Source organism: Actinokineospora diospyrosa, assembly GCF_024171925.1.
Lineage (GTDB): Bacteria > Actinomycetota > Actinomycetes > Mycobacteriales > Pseudonocardiaceae > Actinokineospora > Actinokineospora diospyrosa.
Genome location: NZ_JAMTCO010000017.1, coordinates 102,204 through 108,328, shown reverse-complemented (window position 1 = coordinate 108,328; position 6,125 = coordinate 102,204). Strand labels below are relative to the sequence as shown.

Annotated in this window: 6 protein-coding genes and 1 pseudogene; 3 read left to right on the top strand and 4 right to left on the bottom strand. The window is 71.0% G+C overall.

What is annotated here, in order from left to right:
• Nucleotides 1–127 precede the first annotated feature (127 nt).
• Nucleotides 128–1,180, top strand: a complete 1,053-nt coding sequence (locus LV75_RS30265; RefSeq protein WP_253890772.1) for a sporulation protein — start codon at nucleotides 128–130, stop codon at nucleotides 1,178–1,180.
• A gap of 98 nt (nucleotides 1,181–1,278) precedes the next feature.
• Here the strand turns inward: LV75_RS30265 and LV75_RS30260 are convergent, their stop codons facing one another.
• The 4 genes and pseudogenes from LV75_RS30260 to LV75_RS30245 form a co-directional block, all read right to left on the bottom strand.
• Complete coding sequence (locus LV75_RS30260) at nucleotides 1,279–2,130, bottom strand: LLM class flavin-dependent oxidoreductase (RefSeq protein ID WP_253890771.1); 852 nt, start codon at nucleotides 2,128–2,130, stop codon at nucleotides 1,279–1,281.
• Nucleotides 2,131–2,170: 40 nt separating this feature from the next.
• Complete coding sequence (locus tag LV75_RS30255) at nucleotides 2,171–2,566, bottom strand: DUF5313 family protein (RefSeq protein WP_253890770.1); 396 nt, start codon at nucleotides 2,564–2,566, stop codon at nucleotides 2,171–2,173.
• Nucleotides 2,567–2,676: 110 nt separating this feature from the next.
• Nucleotides 2,677–3,114: pseudogene (locus tag LV75_RS30250) on the bottom strand (MarR family winged helix-turn-helix transcriptional regulator); the annotation flags it as partial.
• A 108-nt stretch (nucleotides 3,115–3,222) separates the two neighbouring features.
• A complete protein-coding gene (locus LV75_RS30245) occupies nucleotides 3,223–4,185 on the bottom strand; it encodes an ABC transporter substrate-binding protein (protein WP_253890769.1) in 963 nt (320 codons plus the stop codon).
• A 116-nt stretch (nucleotides 4,186–4,301) separates the two neighbouring features.
• Between LV75_RS30245 and LV75_RS30240 the strand changes: the two genes are divergently transcribed.
• Together LV75_RS30240 and LV75_RS30235 are read left to right on the top strand one after the other, a co-directional pair.
• Complete coding sequence (locus LV75_RS30240; RefSeq protein WP_253890768.1) at nucleotides 4,302–5,105, top strand: siderophore-interacting protein; 804 nt, start codon at nucleotides 4,302–4,304, stop codon at nucleotides 5,103–5,105.
• A complete protein-coding gene (locus LV75_RS30235) occupies nucleotides 5,102–5,905 on the top strand; it encodes an ABC transporter ATP-binding protein (RefSeq protein WP_253890767.1) in 804 nt (267 codons plus the stop codon). Before LV75_RS30240 ends, LV75_RS30235 begins: the two co-directional genes overlap by 4 nt.
• Nucleotides 5,906–6,125 lie beyond the last annotated feature (220 nt).

Below are 6,125 nucleotides of genomic sequence, written 5' to 3'. Positions count from 1 at the left end.
CCGCTATCGAGGTCCCCCAACGGGTTGCGGTGGCCGTGCACGCGCCGGAACCGGACCGACACGTTGTGCTAGTGTCGGATTTGCACCTTTCCCGCCCTTGAAGCTACCTGAATCCAGGAGTCGCGTGATGTTCAAGCGGATGCTGTCGGCGTTCGGCGTTGGAGGGCCCTCGGTGGACACCGTGCTGGACTCCCCGCACGTGGGACCCGGGCAGACGATCGGCGGCCGGGTCCGGATCAAGGGTGGCAGCGCCGACGTGGAGATCGGGCAGGTCGTGCTCGCCCTGCAGACCCGCGTCGAGGTCGAGCACCACGGCGGCGAGGCCGTCGGCACCGGCGAACTGCTGCGCGCCGTGGTCGCCGAGCGGGTCAGGGTGTCGGCGAACCAGGACCTCGACCTGCCGTTCCGGCTGGCGGTGCCGTGGGAGGCGCCGATCACCGCGGTCGGCGGCAGCCCGCTGCCCGGGATGAACCTGGGCCTGCGCACCGAGCTGGTCATCGCGGGCGCCCCGGACAAGGGCGACCTCGACCCGGTCGTGGTGCACCCGCTGCCCTCGCAGGACCGGGTGCTCGACGCGTTCGGCGCGCTGGGCTTCCGCTTCGCCAAGGCCGACGTCGAGGTGGGCAGGCTGCACGGGGTACCGCAGCAGCTGCCGGTGTACCAGGAGATCGAGTTCTACGCGCCGCCGCAGTTCTCCGGCCGGATCAGCCAGGTGGAGCTGACCTTCGTCGCGACGCCGACCGAGCTGCACGTCGTGCTCGAAGCCGACCGCCGCGGCGGGGTGTTCGGCGGCGGCGGTGACGCCTTCGGCCGGTTCTCGCTGACCCACCAGGAAGCCGAGAACACCGACTGGGCCGCGGCCATCGGCCAGTGGCTTGAGCAGGTCTCCCAGCGCTCCACCCCCAACCCCGCCTTCGGCGGCGGTTACCCCCAGCAGCCCGGCTACGGCCAGCCCGCTTATGGCCAGCAGGGTTACGGCCAGCAGCCCTACGGGCAGCCCGGGTACGGCCAGCAGGGCCACTACGGCCACGACGGCCACCACCAGCGCCGCGGCCCCGGCATGGGCGCGGTGGTCGGCGGTGCCGCCGCGGGCATCGTGGGCGGCATGATCCTCGGCGACATGCTCGACGGTGGCCTCATCGACGGCGACGGCGGCGAGGACTTCGCGGGCGAGGAGTGATCGCGCTGATCAACCGGCGGGCCTAGACCCGCCGACCGGCACGTGCAGGCAGACCGTTCCCCGCGCCCGATGGCTTCCGCCGCAAGGGGAACGGTCTGTCACAGCACCGGCGGACCGCTCTCCACGCGGCGCAGCACCGCGTCCAGCCGGTCCAGCCCGGGCTGGTCTTGGAGTTTGCGCTCGTCCCACCACGTCGCCCCTTCGGCCGCCAGCGGACCGATGACCTCCGCCGCCGAGCGCGGATCCGTCTCGCCCCCGAGCACGATCTCCATCGGCGCCGACCGCAGTTCGCGCACGTACCCGATCACCTCACGCGCCAACGACACCGGCGGCACCACCCCGTGCCGCGCCTGCTCGAACAGCGGCACCACCCCGTCCCAGCGCACAGCGCGCCGGATCGGCCGTCGATGCGGCCAGAACCCGCCCACCCACACCGGGGGCCGCGGCCGCTGCACCGTCGCGGGCAGCAGCGTCACATCCCGCACCTGGTAGTGCGTCCCCTCATGGGTAACCGGCGAACCCGACCAGTACCGGTCCAACAACCCGAGCCCCTCGTCGAGCCGCTCCGCCAGCAGCCGGGGATCGGTCGGCCCGCCGAAGCTGCCGTACTCGTCGGCCACCGGACCACCCAACCCGGTGCCGAACACCACGCGACCGCCGCTGAGCGCGTCCAGCGTCGCGACCTGCCGCGCCACCTGCTCAGGCCGCCGCCGCGCCACCGGGGTCACCAAGGTGCCCAGCCTGATCCGCGAGGTCGCCAGTGCCGCCGCGGTCAGCGCCATCCACGGGTCGCTGAACGCGACGCCGCGCCGCGCTGCCTTGTCGTGCACGACGTGGTCCCAGATGAACAGGCCGTCCCAGCCCGCTTCCTCGACGGCGACCGCGAGCCGCGCCACCGCCCTGACGTCCGCGAAATCGCCGAAGTTCGGGATGTTGATCGAGAAGCGCATCCGGCCATGCTGCGCCGCGGTGCCCGGCCGGGCAACCCGGTTACCGCCGCCACGCCGCCGCGTACCGCTCGTCGCGCACCCGGTCCCGCTCCGCGGTCCGCGCCCGCCGCGCCTGCCCCGCCGACCCGTGCGGGAAGCCGTAGCGGGTCATCCGGTACTCGGTGCTCTCGATGGCGTACGACAGCATGAAGTACACCCCGACCACCAACCCCAGCCCGCCGCACGCCAGCGCCAACCCGGCAGGCGCGTCGAGGCCGAGCAGCAGCCCGAGCGTGATCGCCGTCGTCAGCGGCACCATCCGCAGCAGGGTGCGCAGCGCGAACCAGGCGAGCCAGGACGGGCGGGCCGCGTCGGCCAGCACCCACTCGCGGAAGCGGTCGGGGACACGGCCGCCCAGCAGGTACCAGGCGCGGCGCAGCGGACCGGGGGTGCTCATGGTTGTCCCTTCTCGCCCACGACCAGATCTTCTCCCGCCACGGGGTGTGCCTTCTCGCCCGCGGCTGTGTCTTCCCGCTCGCCTGCGGCTGTGTTCTCCCGCTCGCCTGCGGCTTCGATAACCCTGGTCAACGACCCGTGCAACAGCAGCAGGTCCTCGATCCGCATCCCCAGCCGCTCGACCACCGCCGACGGGATTGACAGCGCCCGCTCGCGCAGCGCGGTACCGGTCGGGGTCAGCCGGACCGCCAACTGCCGCTCGTCGGTCACCGCCCGGTCGCGGCGGATGTAGCCCACCGCCTCCAGGCGCTTGAGCAGCGGCGACAGCGTGCCCGGGTCGAGCGCGAGCATGCCGCTGAGCTCCTTGACCGACAGCGGCGTGCGCCCCCACAACGCCAGCATCACCAGGTACTGCGGGTGCGTCAGGCCCATGGGCTCCAGCAGCGGCCGGTACAGGCCGATGACACTGCGGGAGGCGATGGCCAGCGCGAAGCAGACCTGCCGCTCCAGCGCCAGGGGGTCCTCGTCGTTGCTTGGTGTACTAATCATTAGGGCACCATGTTATGCCACCCGGCGCCGCGGCGACAGTGCGAGCCCGCCCACAACGCCGAGCGGGGGCGGTCCGCAGTGGACCGCCCCCGCCTCGTGCCCGCTGCCTCAGAGCTTGCCGAGCACCGCATCGACCTGGTCGAGCACGCGCTGCGCGTCGCCGTAGTCGATGATGTTGTACTCGCCGTCGAACACCTTGCCCGCCTTCACCGCGGCGATCGAGGTGAACAGCGGGTCGGCCTTGAGCTTGGCGCCCGCGCCCGGCGCGGTCACCGGCGGCCCGAGGTCGTCGAACAGCAGCACGGTCGCGCTGTTGAGCTGGTTGAGCTGCTCGATGGAGTACTGCGACAGGTTCGCGTCGGCCACCTTCGTGGTCGCCTCGTCGAACTGGATGCCCAGGTCGACCAGCGCGGTGGACGGGCCGCCGACCTTGTCGTAGAGGTACCAGCCGGAGCCGTCGTAGGTGCCCAGCGTCGCCCACTTGCCCGCGGCGATCTTGTCCTTGTGCTTGTCCTTGATCTCGCTCACCCGAGCCTGGTACTTCTTCTCCAGCTCATCCACCACGCCCGCCTTGCCGATCGCCTCGGCGACCGCCTTGACCTGCGGCTTCCAGCCCGGCTGGTCACCGGCGGCCGGGATCAACACGGTCGGGTAGCGGTCCTTGAGCTTCTCGTACTCCGGCTCCTGGTAGTCACCGGCCAGGATCAGGTCCGGGTCGAGCTCGGCGATCTTGTCGTAGTTCAGCTCGCCCGCGTCGGTGCCGATGATCGTCAGGTTCTTGAACGGCTCGCCGTCCTTGGCCGCGGTCAGGTCGATCGCGCCTGCCAGGTTCGCCTTGAGGTCGAGCAGGATGTAGGGGATCTGGAAGTCGATGGCGACGATCTTCTTCGGGTCGCCGGGCACCTCGACCGGGCCCTTGGGGGTCTGCACGGTCCGCTTCGCCGGGGCGGCCGCCGCGGCGCTGGACTGCCCGCCCGCGCCGGAGGTCGGCTCCGTCGACCCGCAGGCGCCGACCGCCAGCAGGACGGCTGCGCCCAGTGCGATCAGGCGCGAAGGGGCTGTCGCTCTCATGTGGCTACTCCAAGTGATTTCTCGCATCGCCCGAATGGGCGGCGATGACGCGGAGATTAGGTGAGGCTATCCTATGTTGACAACGCGTCGGCTGTCACAGGAAGGGCTCGCACACCATGACCGCATATCGCGCGACAGTCGTGCGGACTACCGCGATCACCCCGCTGATGCGGCGGGTGACCCTCGGCGGTGACGCGCTGCGCGACTACCAGGGCAGTGGACTCCCGGATGAGTCCTGCCGGATCGCCTTCGGTGCCAACCTCACCAGAAACTACACGATCCGCCGCCGGGATCCGCTCGGTCGCGAGATCGATATCGACTTCGTGCTGCACGAAGGCGGCGTCGCGGCGACCTGGGCGCGCACTGTCCACCCGGGCGCGGAGATCACCATCAGCGGCGCGCCCGCGGGCAAGTACGCGCCGGACCCGGCTGTCGCATGGCGACTGCTCGCCGGGGACGCGACCGCGCTGCCCGCGATCGGCCGTGCCGTGGAAGAACTCCCCGCCGGTGCGCGCGCGCACGTCGTCGCCATCGTGGACAACGAGGACGAGCGCCAGACCTTCGACACCAGCGGTGACGTTGACATCGAATGGGTGTACGCCCACTCGGGCGAAGCGGGGAACGCCTTGCGCCGAGCCATCATCGACCGCGAACTGCCCGCGGGCGCGGGCTACCTCTGGGTCGCGGGCGAGGCCGCCGCGACCCGCGACATCCGCCGCCACCTGCGGCACACCCTGGGCCTGAGCGCGGATCGCTACGACACCATCGGCTACTGGCGCTTGGACGCCGAACGGTGGGAGGAGCGCTACCGGCAGGTCGCCGCCGAGATCGACCCCAGGCTGGCCGCCGCCGACGAGATCACCGACGACGAGCGGTATTTCGACGTGGTTGACGACATTTACGCGGAGGTGGGCCTGTGAACCGCTTGCACGCCGAAGGATTGACGCTCGCCTACGACAACCGTGTAGTAGCTAGCGCGTTGGACGTCACCATCCCCGACGATTCCTTCACCGTCATCGTTGGTCCGAATGCCTGCGGTAAATCGACCCTTTTGAAGGCGTTCGCGCGAGTGCTCAAACCCACTAAGGGCGCGGTCTATCTCGACGGCGAGGTCATCGCCTCTTACCGGTCCAAGGAGGTCGCGCGCAGGCTGGGCCTCCTGCCGCAGTCCTCCATCGCACCCAGTGGGATCACCGTCGGTGACCTGGTCGCCCGCGGCCGCTACCCGCACCAGGGCCTGCTGCGGCAGTGGTCGGCCGACGACGAGGCCGTGGTCACCGAGGTCATGGCGCGCACCGGGGTCACCGAGCTGTCCGGCAGGCTCGTCGACGAGCTCTCCGGCGGGCAGCGGCAACGGGTCTGGCTGGCCATGGTGCTCGCGCAGCGCACCTCGGTGCTGCTGCTGGACGAGCCGACGACCTTCCTCGACATCGCCCACCAGGTCGAGGTGCTCGACCTGTGCGCGGAGCTGCACGAGCAGGACGGGTTCACCCTGGTCGCCGTGCTGCACGACCTGAACCAGGCCTGCCGCTACGCCACCCACATGATCGCGCTGAGCCCCGGCGGGGTCGTCGCCGCGCAGGGCCACCCGAGCGAGATCGTCACCGCCGAGCTCATCGGCGACGTCTTCGGCCTGCGCTGCCGCGTGGTCGACGACCCGGAGACCGGCACACCGATGGTCGTCCCGCTGGCGCGGGTCGCGCAGAAGGTGTCCACCTAGGACGGTGCCTATTCCCTCCCGCCGCCCGCCCCCTCGTCCCCGCCCGGCACCGTCCCCGACCTGGCACCGTCCGCTCGGCATCGTTCCCGGCCCGGCTTCGTTGTCGGCCCGGCGTCGTTGTCCCGCTGGGCTTCGCCGCGGGTCCGGCACTGTCCCGATCGCGACGATGGCCACACCGGCTTGACCGGGCACTGCCGGAAAAAGGTAAGTTAGGCTAACC